This is a genomic window from Chryseobacterium oryctis, from assembly GCF_025971925.1.
Classification (GTDB): domain Bacteria; phylum Bacteroidota; class Bacteroidia; order Flavobacteriales; family Weeksellaceae; genus Chryseobacterium; species Chryseobacterium oryctis.
In genome coordinates this window covers 677113-692197 of record NZ_JAPDHV010000001.1, presented here as the reverse complement: position 1 = coordinate 692197, position 15085 = coordinate 677113, and the positions used below count along the sequence as shown (strand labels likewise).

Sequence of the window (15085 nt, the reverse complement as noted above, 5' to 3'; positions counted from 1 at the left end):
ATCAGATTTTAATTTTTTGACATAAAAAAACTCATGCCTTTCGACATGAGTTTTCAATACTATTTTTGAAGTTTTTATTTATTCTTTTTGTAATAATTAACTCCGCATTCTAAGAATTTTTTAAAATCTTCTTTCGGCATATATCCGGAAACCGGAGTATTGATTACTTTTCCATCTGGTGTTAGTAATACATAATGTGGTTGAGAATTATTATTGAAATTCACCTGTTGGAATAAACTCCATCTGTCTCCAATAGTTTTCACTTTTTTTACCTGTCCGTCACCCAAATCAATTTTAGTCTTTTGTTCTTCAGGTAATTCTTCTTTGTCATCAACGTATAGAGAAGCAAGAACGATATCATTCTGAAGAATTGGTAAAATGTCTGGTTCGCTCCAAACAAATTCTTCCATTTTTCTACAATTTTCGCAGCCGTATCCTGTGAAATCTATCAAAATAGGTTTGTTCTCTTTTTTAGCTAATTCAACAGCTTTGAAGAAATCATGTTCAGGGTGCATTCCTAAAATTCCGTCTTTTTCATCATGTAAATAGCTTACATTCAAAGGAGGTAAAATACCACTTAATAGTTGAAGTTTAGGACGCTCAGAAGGAATTAATCCTTGCACTAAATAAACCACAAAACCAATTCCAAGGACTCCTAAAGCTTTTCTGGTTAATGAAATTTTAGGTTTTTTATCATCATGCGGAAATCTGATTAATCCGAAAAGATATAACACCAATCCGATAGTAATGATAATCCAAATAACAATGAAAAGCTCTCTTTTTAAGAAGAAAGTTTTAGAAACTAAGTCGGCTTTTGATAAGAATTTTAACGCTAGAGCCAATTCTATAAAACCTAAAACTACTTTCACCGTGTTCATCCAGCCTCCGGATTTAGGAAGACTTTGTAATGCTTGAGGGAATAATGCCAACAAACCAAAAATTATAGCCCAAGCTAAACCAAAACCTGCCAAAGCAAAAGTTAATAACATCGGAACGTTCGCTGAACCTGTTACTGCACTTCCTAATAAACTTCCTAAAATTGGTCCTGTACAAGAGAATGAAACAATCACCAATGTCAGAGCCATAAAGAAAATACCGATAATTCCTCCTGCTTCTTCTGCCTTTGAAGATTTGTTGGCAATTGAACTTGGTAAAGTAATATCGTAATATCCGAAGAAACTTCCGGCAAAGAAAATGAATATGATAAAGAAAGCAATATTCAACCAGACGCTTGTCGAGATTTCATTGAAAATATTTCCTGCAATTCCATCAATAATATGGAAAGGAACACTTAATAAAATGAATATCAGAAGAATGAAAAATCCGTATATTAATGCATCTCTTTTTCCTTTTGCTTTATTTTTGCTTCCTTTTGTAAAGAACGAAACGGTTAACGGAATCATTGGGAAAACACAAGGTGTCAATAAAGCAATCAAACCACCAATGAAGCCTAAGAATAAATATGTCCAATAATTTTCGTCGACTTTAGTAGAAGCAGTTCCACAATCTGTCAACGGTTTTTGAAAATCGATTGACTCAATTTTCAATTGTTTTGGGTCTAATGATGAAGTTTCTGTAATAGTGATCTCTCCTTTTTCAGGGTTTTTAACAACAGTTTCAACCTTAATAGGAGTTACAATAGAATCTTTTGCTGTTTCCGCGTCGGCTGCTGGTTTATCTGGAGTAATAACTCCTTTTGGAGTAACAATTTTATTGAACTCTAATGTATTTGGAGCTAAACAAACCCTGTCATCACATGTTTGATAGGTAATTTCAGCAACTACATCTCCGGGTTTTGTAGCATCTTTTAGTTTGAATTTTTGTTTAAATCCTGCGGAATTGGAGTAATAAACGATTGTTCCTCCAAAAGCTTCAGAAAATTCTTCATGTTTTTTACCAACTTCGGTAAATTTTCCAATCAGTTCGATATTTTTCCCGGAAACTTTATATTCCGTAGGAATTCCTGTATCTTCAGGGATATCTTTGGAATAAATATGCCAACCGCTTTCCATGGTTGCATTCAACACGGCTTCATATTGATTGTTTCCTAATTCGTTGATGGTAAACTTAAACTTTACAGGATTTTTGATTTGGGCATTAATTCCTGTGGCTAAAAATAGCAGAATTAATAAAAACCAATTTTTGAACTTCACTTTACTTTTCATAAAAAATTTTGAGAATTTTGTTTGTTTTCTCATCCTTTGCATTTCTTCTGTCTTGTCTGTATGGTATAATTCCAAGTACGGAATCTTTATTATCGGTCAGAATCCAAACTTTTTGTCTTGCTAAAATAGATAATTTTTCGTCCCTAAAAAACTTACCTACTTTCTTTTTCCCTGAAAAACCTGAAGGATAAAACTCATCACCATCTTTTTGCTTTCTTAATTTCAATGGAAACCGAATTTTTTCAGCATCGAAATCCCATTCAAAGTTTTTATTGATTTCTTCAATGTTTTCGATAGTGTCTTTAAGATTAATTGAAATCTGATTTTCGGAAAAGTTAAAATTTTCAATCAGTAAAACTTCAGTTTGACTTTCTTTTTCTTCATTTTTATTAATAAAAATTAATTCTTCACGATTGATAATTAGTTGATAATCTTTAGAAAAAAAAGAACTTCCGTTTTCTGCCCTGAAAATTTTCGGGATTTCTTCCTCCTGATTAAAACCGTATTTTTTTAAAATTTCAAACTTTACAAAATCACTTTCCTCATTGAGCCCTTGTTTTGATAAGATTTTATGCTCTTTGTTAAATATGGTGAGGCGATTTTCTGTCTTTTCAATCTGTTTTTGAACAAAATCTTTGGTTTGATTCAAGTATGATGTACTTTTTTTAAAGTTTTCAAGAAAGTGCTCATTGGTTTCCAAGAGTTTCGGGACAATTTCAAGTCTTATTTTGTTTCTTAAATAATCACTTTTTTTATTGGAAAGATCCTCACGATATTCAATATTGTTTTCTTTTGCAAACTGATAAATTTCTTGTTTTGTAAAATTAAGAAGCGGACGAAGTGTCTTGTTTTCGTTTACCGGAATTCCGCTCAATCCGTTAATCCCAGCTGCTTTGGAAAGATTAATAATGAATGTTTCCAATTGGTCATTCAGGTGGTGTGCGGTAACTAAAAATTCCAGATTTTCTTTCTCTTGAACTTGTTTGAAAAAATTATATCTTAATTCTCTCGCCCAAAGCTGAATTGAGTTTTCGGGTTTGTTATCTTTTTCCGAAACCTGATACAAATGAAACCTGATGTGGTTTTTCTCGCAAAAATCCTGCACAACTTTTTGATCTGCTTCAGAGTCTTTTCCTCTAAGTTTATAGTTGATATGTGCAACCTCAAATTTATAATCAAAATATAGAAATAATTCTGCCAAAACCATAGAATCAGCACCTCCGCTCACGGCTAATAAGTAGGTGTGATTTTCAGGTAAATGGACTAGGTTTTCTAATTGGTTTTTGAAACTTGACTTCTTCAACATATGTGTTGATAATTTCTTTTATGCAAAGATACTCCATATAATTCAATTGAATTTTGCTACCTTTGGCTCGTCTAAAAATGATTATTTATGAAAATTTTTAAAATCTTAGCAGTTTCTGCAATGGTGTTGGGGATGACATCTTGTGTAAGCAAAAAGCAATATGATGCTTTAAGTTCAAACTATAAGCAATGTATTGAAAATATTGGAGAAAGACAGAGAGAAATCCAAGATTTGAAATCTCAAAATTCTACATTGACGGGAGAAAATAACTTATTGAAAAGTCAGCATGATGCCTTAAAATCATCTTTGGATGCTTGTTTATCAAATACAGGAAAAAGCTCTGCAAATATTGATAAATTGGTTAGTGAAATCAACGCTTCAAATTCTTATATCAAACAATTGATTTCTAGTAATGCTAAAAACGACAGTTTAAACCTGGCTTTATCTAATAAACTAAAAAGATCTTTGGACAATGTAGCAGATGATGATGTACAAGTGAAAGTGTTGAAAGGTGTTGTAATGATTTCATTGTCGGATAAAATGTTATATAAAACAGGTGATTATAATGTATTGCCTGCTGCTCAGGAAGTTTTGGGTAAAGTGGCTAAAGTTATCAATGATTATGATAAATATTCGGTACTGATTGAAGGTAATACTGATAACGCTCCTCTGAATTCTGCAAATTTACCAAAAGATAACTGGGATTTATCTGCTCTTAGAGGTACTGCTGTTGCGAAAGTTTTACAAACTCAGTTTGGAGTTGATCCTGCAAGAATTACAGCAGGTGGACGTTCTGAGTATAATCCTAAGGCTACAAATATGAGTGTTTCCGGAAGAGCGGAAAACAGAAGAACGGAAATTATCATTATGCCTAAACTTGATGAGTTTATGAAATTAATGGATATAGCTCCAAAGAAATAATTTCATTCTGAAATAAAAAACAAAATCCCGGAGAAATTCGGGATTTTGTTTTTTTGATCAAATTAATTCTTCTTTTTTCAATAAGGAAATAATTCGTTGTAAAAATGAATTGGATATTTGGGGATTAGTTTTTTTTGAGGTCGAAATCTCTGTACTTTTTGAGTTTTTTGATTTCTGTGTAACAATCATTTTTTTCATCGTTTATTGTTTTTACCCTCTTAATGTTCAAATTCCTTGTTACAAAGATAGAAGCATTAAAGAAAAAAAACATCCGTATTTTTACGGTATTTCGAGTGGGGATTTTACGGATTTGATTATATTTAAGTAAATTTGAATAACAAAAAAATGTAGAATGAGCTTTTTTGAAGAAAAAAATCCTGAAATGGATAGATACTTGGAAAATCATGCGTCTTCCGAGCCTGAGATTCTAAAAAAACTGAGAAGAGAAACTTATCAGAAAACAACGCAGCCTCACATGATTTCGGGATACCAGCAAGGAAGGTTATTAACGATGGTCTCTCAAATGATTCAGCCTAAAAATATACTCGAAATAGGAACTTTTACAGGATATGCCACACTTTGTCTTACGGCAGGTCTTGCAAAAGAAGGTAAAATAACCACTTTGGATGTAAATGAGGATTTAGCATATTTGCCTAGAAAATATTTTGCTGAAAGTGAATATTCTGAGCAGATTGATTTTAAACTTCAGGATGCAAAGGAGTTTTTGAAGAATACGGATGAGTTTTTCGATTTGGTTTTCATTGATGCGGATAAAGAAAATTATGTTGAGTATTTTAAACTTATAAAGCCAAGAACACAGTCAGGTGCTATAGTGATGTTTGATAACGTTTTATGGTACGGAAAAGTTTTGGAAGAAAATCCGAAGCAAAAATCTACACAAATTATTAAGGAATTGAATGATTTGGTGGCAAAAGATGAGGATTTTGAAAATCTTATTTTACCTTTGCGTGACGGAGTAAACCTGCTTCGTAGAAAATAGCTCAAATACTAAAAGGTTTTGAGATTTAGAAATTTAAGAAGCAAACACTTAAATTTCTTACTACCTAAATTGATAACATGAATAAAGGAATTTGTATTGTTACGGTTGCGCCGGTTCGTGCCGAGTCTTCTGATAAAGCAGAAATCGTTACAGAAATATTGTTTGGTGAAAGTGCGGATATTTTGGAAGTGAATAAAAACTGGACCAAAATAAAAATGCATTACGACGGATATGAAGGTTGGATGGATACAAAACAACTAAAACCTGTAACAGATGAAGAACTGGAAAAAAGAAAAGTTACTATCATTACTGAAGATTTTTCTTCTGTCTTGATGAATGACGGTAAAACTTTGCTTTCAATGGGCTCTGAAGTTGAGTTTCCTGTTGTGGCATCAAGAAGAAGCCATGATGTGAGAGAAAGCATTGCTTTAACGGCTAAAGAGTTTCTAAACGTACCTTATTTGTGGGGCGGAAAAAGTTTTTTTGCAGTAGATTGTTCTGGTTTTACGCAATTGGTTTATAAAGTTCATGGGATAAAATTACCAAGAGATACTTATCAACAAGCTGAAGTGGGGGAGCCTTTGACGTTTGTTGAAGAAAGTCAGCTAGGAGATTTGGCTTTTTTTGAAAATGAAGACGGAAAAATTATTCATGTCGGAATTATGCTTGAAAATCAGAAAATCATTCATGCTTCTGGTAAAGTGAGAATTGATACCCTTGATTCTACAGGAATTTTTAATAAGGAATTAAATAAACATACTCATAAACTAAGAGTGATAAAAAGTATTATTTAATGAAAACGTCCGGCATTTTATTAATTGTAAATACCGTTTTACTTATCGTAATTTGGGCTTTTATAGGGATAAAGTATACTGAATTGCCGGAGATTATTCCTACTCATTTTGATTTTAGAGGAAATGTAGACGGAGAATCTGGGAAATCTTCAATATGGATTTTACCATGTATTGCAACATTTATTTCTTTGCTTTTTTCAATCCTTTCTAAAAATCCGGATTCACCTCTTCTGAATGTTCCTCAAAGTTTTCGAAATAAGAAAACTATTGATTTGTATATGCAGTCTTTATTGTTTCCAATCATGTTACTGTTTTTAGACATTACTGTAGAAAGTATTCTTGTAGCACAAGGAAAACAGAAAGAGTTGAGTAATGCCGTATTTTATATTCTGGGATTATTGTTTATTGTAATAGGAGTTGCTTTTGTAAAAGGATTCCAGCAGGGAAAAACTCAAAAATCTGATAAATAATCAATATTTTTTTAGGTCAAAATTGAAATTACTATACAACATATTTGTAAATCTTCTCATTTTCGGAATGAAAGTTTTTTCCTTATTTAATGCTAAAGCTAAGAAAGGCGTTGAAGGAAGAAGGCAATCTTTGTATTTAGTAAAATCAAAATTCACAAAATCTGATAAGGTAATTTGGATGCACGCCGCAAGTTTAGGCGAGTATGAACAAGGACTGCCCGTGTTGGAACAATTGAAAAAGGAATTTCCTTTACATAAAATTTTAGTGACATTTTTTTCTCCTTCAGGATATGAAAATGTGGTTAAAAAGAATCATATTGCAGATGTTATATGCTATTTGCCGTTTGATAGAAAGAAATTGGTGAAAGAATTTGTTTCTCAATTCTCGACAGAGTTATTTTTTACGGTAAAGTATGATTATTGGTATAATCTTTTGAGAGAATTAAAAAATCAGGGAGCAAAAACGTATGTCATTTCTGCTTTGTTTTATGAAAGTCAGTCTTTCTTTACATCTTACGGAAAGTGGTTTGTAAAACAGTTAAATAAAAATATTGATTGGTTTTTTCATCAGACGCAATTCTCTTATGTTCTTGCAAAAAGTATAGGTTTGGTTAATTCTTCCGTTACCGGAGACACAAGATTTGACAGAGTGAAGCAGTTGCGAGAAAGAGACAATCATGTAGATTTGGTTGAAGATTTTATTGGCGAAGAAAAAGTAATTGTTTTTGGGAGTTCTTGGCAGGCAGAAGAAAAAATCGCGGAAGAAATTTCGGAGAAAAACCAATCTGTAAAGCTGATAATTGCGCCTCACGATTTGAAAAGGGTTCAGAATTTGAAAATGATGTTTCCTGGTGCAATTTTATACAGTGAAATCAGTTATTCGTTATTGATAGATTCCCCATCGAATGTTTTGATTATTGACAGTATTGGTTTGCTTTCAAAATTGTATTCTTATGCAGATATTGCAGTTGTAGGAGGAGGTTTTCATGATGCCGGACTTCACAATATTCTGGAAGCTGCTACTTTTGGAGTTCCTGTAATTTTCGGAAACAAATACAAAAAAAATCCTGAAGCAGATGAGCTTATTTCTGTGGAAGGAGGAAAGGCTTTTGAAGATGGTAATTTAGCCTCAAATTTTGCGCTTTTTCTTCTAAATGACAGTGAAACATTAAAAATGATGTCTGAAAATGCTAAAAAGTTTGTTGATGACAAGCCCAATTCTACTGAGCTTATTGTAAAGAAAATTTTATCTTAAAAATCCTTGGTTTTTAATGTCTTTGATGATTAAATCAATATTGTCCGGAATATTTTCGCATTTCAACCAATTGAAGTCAAGACCGTTATTGATGCAAAGTTTTTGTAAATAATGATTACTTTCAGTTTTTTTATGAAATTCAGAAAGAAACTCATCAATTTCCATCCAATAGTCTACATCTAGTTTTTTTACTAATACTAAAGTCTTGAAAACCTTATTGATGATATAAATATATAGCTTGTAAACATTATCTAATCTTTGAGTACGAAGGTCTTCGTTGTAATCTAAAATTTTATTTATCAATAATAAATTTAAAGTTACATCTCCGAATTTATCTGTGGTGATTTTCACGTGTTCCGTAATCTCTGCACTTATTTTACGGATGATACCCAGAAAATATTTTTGATTTCCTATGTATTTTGAAGCCAAAAGAACTTTTTCCGAAATAATCTCTTCCATTGCCTCTCTTTTATCATCTGTTGTTTCTTCGTCGATGAGTTCAAAATATAGTTTTTTAGATAAAAGTTTGTCTTTTTTTAATAATCTGAAAATCAGACGGTCTTTTTCTATGGAAGAAAAATTACTAAGGGCTGTTTTAAATTCTTTTGAGTACTCCATCAGTTGAATAGTTTGGAATATTTTAAAAAGCCGTTCATTGCCCAATTTGCTGTATAATACAAAGATTTTAAGGTAGAAAATCCCATGAAGTCTTTATATACCAAATATTGATCAACAATAATATTCTTCTTTTTTCTGGAGACACTGTTCTCTCGCATTCTATATTTTGCAAGAGTTTGTTTTACGGGATGTCCTTCCGGAATTTCTTTCAATAAGTTGAGCCACATTACATGATCTTCACGTTTGCTTTTCACAGGAAAGAAAAATTTACCGACTCTTTTGGTGTCGTACATGGTAGAAACCGGAGCTAGTCTGCAGGTTTTCAAAAGATTTGAAAAAGTTACGATTTTATCCGCTTGAAAATCTTTCAGGATAGGTTCCATTGTATGCTCATCACATCTGGAGTAGTTGCTGTAAACAAGTTCTACATTATGATTTTGCATATAGTTGGTCATTGTTTCTAAATATTCTGGATACCAAAAATCATCGGAATCTAAAAAGGCAATATATCTTCCTGTGGCTCTTTCCAGACTTTTATTTCTTGCATTTCCCGCTCCTCCGTTGGTTTCAAGAACTTCTAATTTTATTCTAGGATCGTTATATTTTCGGATGATTTCTACAGTGTTATCTTTAGATAAATCATCAGTAATAAGCCACTCCCAATTTTCATACGTTTGATTAAGAACAGATTGTATGGTCTCTTCTATAAATTCAGCGGAGTTGTAGCAGGGTGTAATAATGGAAACAAGGTCTTTCATTTGTGATGCTAAATTATAAAAATTTCTTTTCGTATAAATGCCAAGATGCGATTCCTACTCCTATTACGACAAGCATACATATTAATCCCATAAAATAAGGATTGTAATTGACGAAAAGTCCTAAAGTTGCAAATACTCTGATGATTGGGAAATGGAAAATGTATATTCCGTAGGTGAAATCACCATATTTTCCGAAATTATTCAGGAATTTGAAAGAGTAAGCAATATAAAGAACAATGATGCTTATCATGATTGGTGAGAATAGTTTAATTTTAAAAATCAAATCAAACCAAACAGTTATAAGCGCAATAACGATAAGGATATTTTTATATTTTATGAATTTTTCAAAATTAAAATAGATAAGCATTCCACCAATAAAATAACATAATGCTCCAGGAATTTGCCTTGAAATTTCTACCTTTCCGCTCATCTCAAAATAATTAAGATATAGTAAAGAAAAGAAATAGAATATAATTAAGCTTATGTTTCTGTATTTATTGTTTTTTCCGAAAAAGAGAAAAAGAACAGGGACTAAAAAATAAAAACACATCTCTATTTTTAATGTCCAAAGTGCACCATTCACAGCACCATTTCCAAAGACTCCTGGGAGATTCGGAGCCATAAAGTTCATAAATATGGAGTTCCAGAAAAGATATTTGTAAGTTTGAGGGCTGCTAAAATATTCTGCAAAAGAAACGGTGCTTACCAAACTTAGTAATAATGTACATAAAATTACAACCAATAAATAGGCGGGAACAATTCTGTTTATTCTTTTTTTTATGTATCTCTTTAAAGAAGTTGTTCTTTCATAGCTTCGCGCAATAAGAAAACCACTGACAACGAAAAAGCCAAAGACAGCAACTTCTACAGGGCTGTGCTTGAGGATAGCTAAACTTTCAACATTACTCAAATAGCCCAAATGGCCAACGAAAACAATGAAAGCGAGGAGAACACGAAGGAAATCAAAATTATTTTTCGTTATGTCTTGCATTTGTATTTGTATATTTTCAGCAAAAATAGCTTTTTTTACGGAAGTTTTCAGTAGGTCTGCAAAAGCAAAAGGATTTTATCGTAATTCTTAGGAGTAAATTTTTTTTATTAGAGTATAACTTTTTTGAATATCTTTGAAAATGTAAATTACTGCAACATTTTTTATAAAAAACTATTAAATAAAATAAATTAATTATAATTTTAAGGCCTGAAAAATTTGATATGAAGAAATTAGCATTATTATTTGCAGGAGTATCGTTATTAGCAATGAGCGGATGTAAAAACGATGATAACACAGAAACTGTATTTCCATTGGTGGGAAAATGGCAGCCAATAAAAGAAGTAAGAACAGTTGTGGAAATTGGTGAAGATCCTTATTCTGATACAATTGATTATACTGACTGTCAGAAATCTTCAAGATGGGATTTCTTCGAAGCAGGAAACGGAAAAAGAACAGATAGAGAAGAAGTAGGTACTCCGGCAACTTGTTCTGCTGTAGCTGATTATAATTTTAGCTATATATATGATAAAGGAACTAAAGCGATCCAGATAAAATATCAGGGAATCGTAGAACCTGAAAAAGGTAAGGTGACCTATCTTGATGCTAATACATTAAATCTTACAATCGAAGATACTACAGATCCTACCACATATGAGTCTAAAACATATACATTCAAAAGAATTCCGCAATAATTAGCAAAGAATTAAATAATATAAATATAAAAGTCTCATCTTAGGGTGAGATTTTTTTGTTAGGATTATTGTTATAATTAATGAGAATTTAAATTTCTATTTCTTTTAAATTCATTAATTTTGTCAATCTTGTTCTTAAAATCAAGAATCTAACATCTAATATCTATAAAAAAGTGTTTTACGATCATCAGCAGATAGAAAAAAAGTGGCAAAAATACTGGGAAGACAATCAAACGTATAAAACTTCCAATAACACTGACAAACCTAAATTTTATGTTCTTGATATGTTTCCGTATCCATCAGGAGCGGGGCTTCATGTTGGTCATCCGCTTGGGTATATTGCGTCAGATATTTATGCGAGATATAAAAGACATCAGGGGTTCAATGTTCTCCACCCGGTTGGTTATGATAGTTTCGGACTTCCTGCTGAACAATATGCAATTCAGACAGGGCTGCATCCTGCGATTACAACGGAACAAAATATTTATAGATATGAGGAGCAATTAAGAAAAATTGGTTTTTCTTTCGATTGGAGTAGGGAGGTAAGGACTTCAGACTCTTCATATTATAAATGGACACAGTGGATTTTTATTCAATTGTTTCATTCTTGGTATAATAAAAATACAAATAAGGCAGAATCTATAGAAACCTTAATCAAACATTTTGAAGAAAAAGGGACAGATGGATTAAATGCCAATCAAAACGATGAATTAAATTTTACAGCAGAAGAATGGAATTCTGCTTCTGAAATTGATAAAGAAGATATTTTATTGAATTATCGTTTAGCGTACAGAGCAGAAACTACGGTTAACTGGTGCCCTGCATTGGGAACTGTTTTAGCTAATGATGAGGTAAAAGACGGAAAGTCTGAAAGAGGAGGTTTCCTTGTTTTTCAAAAGAAAATGATGCAGTGGAGTATGAGAATTTCTGCATATTCTGAAAGATTGTTGCAGGGCTTAAAAACTTTGGACTGGCCGCAACCTCTTAAAGATTCTCAGGAATATTGGATCGGAAAATCTCAGGGTGCGCAAGTTAGATTTAATGTGGAAGGTCATGATGAGGTTGTTGAAGTGTTTACAACAAGACCTGATACAATTTTCGGAGCAACTTTTATGGTTCTAGCTCCTGAAAATCCTTTAGTAGAAACTATCACTACGGATGCTCAAAAAGCAGAAGTAGATACCTATATTGAAGATACTTCCAAAAAAACTGAACGTGATAGAATGGCTGACGTGAAAAACGTGAGTGGAGCTTTTACTGGAAGCTATGCGATCAATCCGTTCAGCGGAGAAAAAATGCCAATCTATATTTCAGATTACGTTTTAATGGGCTACGGAACAGGAGCTGTAATGGCTGTTCCTGCACATGACGAGCGTGATCACAGATTTGCAAAGAAATTTAATCTTGAAATTAAAAAAGTTGTAGAAACTGAAGAAGATGTTCAGGAAGCTTCTTTTGATTCTAAAGATTCGGTTTGTGTAAACTCAGATTTCCTGAATGGATTAAATTATAATGATGCAAAATCAAAAATAATTTCTGAAATCGAAAATAAAGGAATTGGTCACGGAACTACCAATTATAGACAACGTGATGCAATTTTCTCAAGACAACGTTATTGGGGAGAACCTGTTCCTATATATTATAAGGATGGGATGCCTTACACGTTGCCAACTTCTGTGTTGCCTTTAGAACTTCCGGAAGTTGAAAAATATTTACCGACAGAAGATGGAGATCCGCCGTTAGGAAATGCAAAAGCTTTTGCTTGGGATGAAGCAAATCAAAAAGTGGTAGATACTGATTTGATTGACGAAAAAACTGTTTTCCCTCTAGAATTATCTACAATGCCTGGTTGGGCGGGAAGTTCTTGGTATTTCCTTAGATATATGGATCCTAATAATGATGAGGTTTTTGCTAAAAAAGAGGTTGCAGATTATTGGGGACAAGTAGATTTGTACATAGGAGGTAGCGAGCACGCAACAGGACACTTGTTGTATTCTCGTTTCTGGAATATGTTCTTAAAAGATAGAGGATATATTAATCAGGACGAGCCATTCCAAAAGTTAATCAACCAAGGAATGATTTTGGGAATGAGTGCTTTTGCGTATAGGATAGATGGAACAAATAAATTTGTATCTAAAAATTTAGCGAAAGATTATCAAACTCAACAGATTCACGTTGATGTGTCTTTACTAAAAGGAACTTCTGACGAATTAGATACGGAAGCATTCAAAGCTTGGAGACCAGATTATGCAGATGCAGAATTTATTTTAGAAGATGGAAAATACATCACAGGTCGTGAGGTAGAAAAAATGTCTAAGTCTAAATACAATGTTGTAAATCCTGACGATATCTGTGAAGAATATGGAGCAGATGGATTAAGATTGTACGAGATGTTCTTAGGCCCTCTTGAACAATCAAAACCATGGAACACACAAGGTCTAAGTGGTGTTTACGGATTTTTGAAGAAATTCTGGAATCTTTATTTTAATGGCGAGATTTTTGAAGTTTCAGATGAAGAACCTACAAAAGCAGAATATAAAGTTTTACATACATTAATAAAGAAGGTTGTTTACGATATAGAAAATTTCTCTTTCAATACTTCTGTATCTTCATTTATGATAGCTGTAAATGAACTACAAAAAATAAAATGTAACAAACGCAATATTTTAGAACCATTAGCCGTTATCATCTCTCCTTATGCTCCACATATCTGTGAAGAACTTTGGAGTTTATTGGGGCATAATGAATCTATAGAATTTGAAAAATTCCCGGTTTTGAATGAGGATTATCTGGTAGAAGACGAAATTGAATATCCGGTAAGCGTAAATGGTAAAATGAAGTTTAAAATTTCACTTTCTGCTCAGCTTTCAGCTAAAGAAGTGGAAGATTTGGTGCTTCAAGACCCAAAAATGCAACAAATTTTGGAGGATAAATCACCTAAAAAAATCATTGTTGTGCCTCACAGGATTGTGAATATAGTAATTTAAAAAAAAATTAACATTGGTAAATTGAAAAAAATGAAGGCTTAATTTTTTTGATTTTTTAATGTAATTGTTAAAATTGAAAAAATTAGATAATATTTCTAAAAATAATTATAATATCGGAATTGTATTAAAATTTGGTTGTCAAAAAAAAATAAAATGTTTATTTCAGACTCTTGCATTTTAATTAATTTTGCCTTTAATTTACACCCTGTAAAAAATTTAAAACAATATAATTTAGTTAAATATGGAAATGAATGTTTCAAAAAATGATGAGCAATTAGTTGCTAGAAAGACGGGAGGGTTAAACCCAGCTATTATTATTCCTATTTTATTAGTAATAGGTATTTGTATTTGGTTATTCGTTTTAGGTAACCCAGGTAATTTCAAAGCAGATCCAAGGTTGGCAGGAGCTTCAGTAGCTTTTTCTGATGTTGAATCAAAAGAAATGCATCCTGAAGGTTTCTTAGGAATGATTTATATGGGAGGGGTTATTGTACCGTTGCTTATAACATTCATGATTACGGTTATCGTTTTCTCTTTTGAGAGATATTTCGTTCTTAGCAAAGCTTCAGGTTCAGGAAACGTTGATGCTTTTGTATTAAAAGTTAGAAGTTTATTAAACGAAAACAGAGTTGATGAAGCTTTAGAAGAGTGTGACAGACAACAAGGATCTGTAGGTAACGTAGTAAAAGAAGGTCTTACTACTTACAAGGCTTTAGCTCACGATACAACTCTTAATAAAGAGCAAAAAATGGTAGCTCTTAATAAAGCTATTGAGGAGGCTACAACTCTTGAGATGCCAATGTTAGAAAAAAACATGATGATTCTTTCTACTTTAGGTACTGTTGCAACGTTAGTAGCACTTTTAGGTACAGTAATTGGTATGATTAGAGCGTTCTTCGCGTTAGGAGCTGGAGGAGGTACTCCGGATGCTGCTGCGCTTTCAATTGGTATTTCTGAAGCCTTGATTAATACTGCTTTAGGTATTGGTACGTCTGCTGTAGCGATTATTCTTTATAACTTCTTTACTTCTAAAATTGACGGATTAACTTATAAGATTGACGAAATCGCAATGAGTATCCAACAGTCTTTTGCTGAGTTCCACTAAGAGTTTTTCAATAAACTTTGCGT

13 protein-coding genes are annotated in these 15085 nt (G+C 32.4%); 8 read left to right on the top strand and 5 right to left on the bottom strand.

Annotated features, from left to right (window positions below; genetic code table 11):
• Positions 1–74: 74 nt before the first annotated feature.
• Together OH806_RS03290 and tilS are read right to left on the bottom strand one after the other, a co-directional pair.
• A complete protein-coding gene (locus tag OH806_RS03290; RefSeq protein WP_264742234.1) occupies positions 75–2165 on the bottom strand; it encodes a protein-disulfide reductase DsbD family protein in 2091 nt (696 codons plus the stop codon).
• On the bottom strand, positions 2155–3471 hold the full coding sequence (gene tilS, locus OH806_RS03285; RefSeq protein ID WP_264742233.1) for a tRNA lysidine(34) synthetase TilS: 1317 nt from the start codon (positions 3469–3471) through the stop codon (positions 2155–2157). Before tilS ends, OH806_RS03290 begins: the two co-directional genes overlap by 11 nt.
• An 87-nt stretch (positions 3472–3558) precedes the next feature.
• On the opposite strand from tilS, the gene OH806_RS03280 reads away from it, so the two are divergent.
• The 5 genes from OH806_RS03280 to OH806_RS03260 all read left to right on the top strand — a co-directional run bounded on the left by OH806_RS03280 (position 3559) and on the right by OH806_RS03260 (position 7911).
• Entirely contained in the window at positions 3559–4392 is an 834-nt protein-coding gene (locus OH806_RS03280; protein ID WP_264742232.1) for an OmpA family protein, read from the top strand.
• A gap of 352 nt (positions 4393–4744) precedes the next feature.
• On the top strand, positions 4745–5392 hold the full coding sequence (locus OH806_RS03275) for an O-methyltransferase (RefSeq protein WP_264742231.1): 648 nt from the start codon (positions 4745–4747) through the stop codon (positions 5390–5392).
• 77 nt (positions 5393–5469) lie between these two features.
• Positions 5470–6186: a C40 family peptidase gene (locus OH806_RS03270; protein WP_264742230.1), complete on the top strand. Its 717-nt coding sequence runs from the start codon at positions 5470–5472 to the stop codon at positions 6184–6186.
• Positions 6186–6656, top strand: a complete 471-nt coding sequence (locus OH806_RS03265; protein WP_264742229.1) for a DUF1648 domain-containing protein — start codon at positions 6186–6188, stop codon at positions 6654–6656. Before OH806_RS03270 ends, OH806_RS03265 begins: the two co-directional genes overlap by 1 nt.
• A 22-nt stretch (positions 6657–6678) precedes the next feature.
• Entirely contained in the window at positions 6679–7911 is a 1233-nt protein-coding gene (locus OH806_RS03260; RefSeq protein ID WP_264742228.1) for a 3-deoxy-D-manno-octulosonic acid transferase, read from the top strand.
• Here the strand turns inward: OH806_RS03260 and OH806_RS03255 are convergent.
• The 3 genes from OH806_RS03255 to OH806_RS03245 are packed head-to-tail and all read right to left on the bottom strand — an operon-like array spanning position 7903 to position 10278.
• Positions 7903–8529, bottom strand: coding sequence for a deoxyuridine 5'-triphosphate nucleotidohydrolase (locus OH806_RS03255; RefSeq protein ID WP_264742227.1), 627 nt, complete (start codon positions 8527–8529; stop codon positions 7903–7905). The two genes, OH806_RS03260 and OH806_RS03255, sit on opposite strands and share 9 nt — an antisense overlap.
• Entirely contained in the window at positions 8529–9287 is a 759-nt protein-coding gene (locus OH806_RS03250) for a glycosyltransferase family 2 protein (RefSeq protein ID WP_264742226.1), read from the bottom strand. Before OH806_RS03250 ends, OH806_RS03255 begins: the two co-directional genes overlap by 1 nt.
• A 13-nt stretch (positions 9288–9300) precedes the next feature.
• Positions 9301–10278, bottom strand: a complete 978-nt coding sequence (locus OH806_RS03245; protein WP_264742225.1) for an acyltransferase family protein — start codon at positions 10276–10278, stop codon at positions 9301–9303.
• 221 nt (positions 10279–10499) lie between these two features.
• On the opposite strand from OH806_RS03245, the gene OH806_RS03240 reads away from it, so the two are divergent.
• The 3 genes from OH806_RS03240 (at position 10500) to OH806_RS03230 (ending at position 15062) form a co-directional block, all read left to right on the top strand.
• The gene (locus OH806_RS03240) at positions 10500–10970 is read left to right on the top strand and encodes a hypothetical protein (protein ID WP_264742224.1); all 471 of its coding nucleotides are present in this window, start codon (positions 10500–10502) and stop codon (positions 10968–10970) included.
• Positions 10971–11143: 173 nt separating this feature from the next.
• On the top strand, positions 11144–13957 hold the full coding sequence (gene leuS / locus OH806_RS03235) for a leucine--tRNA ligase (protein WP_264742223.1): 2814 nt from the start codon (positions 11144–11146) through the stop codon (positions 13955–13957).
• Between the two features lie 241 nt (positions 13958–14198).
• The gene (locus tag OH806_RS03230; protein ID WP_264742222.1) at positions 14199–15062 is read left to right on the top strand and encodes a MotA/TolQ/ExbB proton channel family protein; all 864 of its coding nucleotides are present in this window, start codon (positions 14199–14201) and stop codon (positions 15060–15062) included.
• The last annotated feature ends 23 nt before the right edge of the window (positions 15063–15085 follow it).